The organism is Psychrobacter sp. 1U2 (assembly GCF_051847575.1).
In genome coordinates, this window is sequence record NZ_JBPYDC010001081.1 from 1 (window position 1) to 714 (window position 714).

1 protein-coding gene is annotated in these 714 nt (G+C 45.5%); it reads right to left on the bottom strand.

The genetic code is table 11. The annotated features are described in order from the left end of the window. Positions 1–714, bottom strand: a 714-nt coding sequence (locus tag ACS8FD_RS20495; protein ID WP_439277221.1) for a type IIL restriction-modification enzyme MmeI, incomplete at both ends; no start/stop codon positions are given.

A 714-nucleotide genomic window follows, 5' to 3' on the forward strand; every position in this document is an offset into this window, starting at 1 on the left:
CGGCTTTATTATTCTTATGGCGATTGTCATGACTCAGCGCTATCACCGTGTCCAGCTCTGTACGTAGCTCATCTAAGAACAGCGGCTGAATGACCTTCATGATATTGCTAACACTGGTGTAATGCTGCCCTAAGCTGCCACGTTGCTCAGGGTCGATCACTGCTTGGAACATGGAGCCAAAAATATCTGGGTTAATCTCGGCCCAGCTCAAACGTGCGCACTCTAGCAAGATACGGCGGGTACGTGCATCAAACTCAGGAATGGCGAACTGATATTCAAATAAGCTGCCGTTCACATAGGGGAATGCACTTAGATGAGTGGGCTTGGCTTGACGCTCGGTGCTAGACTCAGGTAAGTCTAAAACCTCAAACAGCTCATACAAGACGCCATCGACGTCACTGCCATCTATATTGGTGGTTCTATCAATAACGTCATAGAATTGGTCTGCTTTAAAAATACCCGTATCTTCGGCATAAAAACAGAATAGCAGCCGCGTTAAAAATATATTGAGAGCATGTAAGTCATCAGCAGTATTAAACTCGTTGAGCTTACGGATATGGTCAAACAAGCGTCCCATCTTTTCAGAGGCTTGAACATCTGCGGGGTGCTCTGAGTACTCACGTGCACGCTCTAGGCCGGCAAGTGGCAATAAGAAATGATAGTTTTTATAAAGATCGGTAAAGTCGCAGTCAAGCGTCTCATCATATTTAGTAT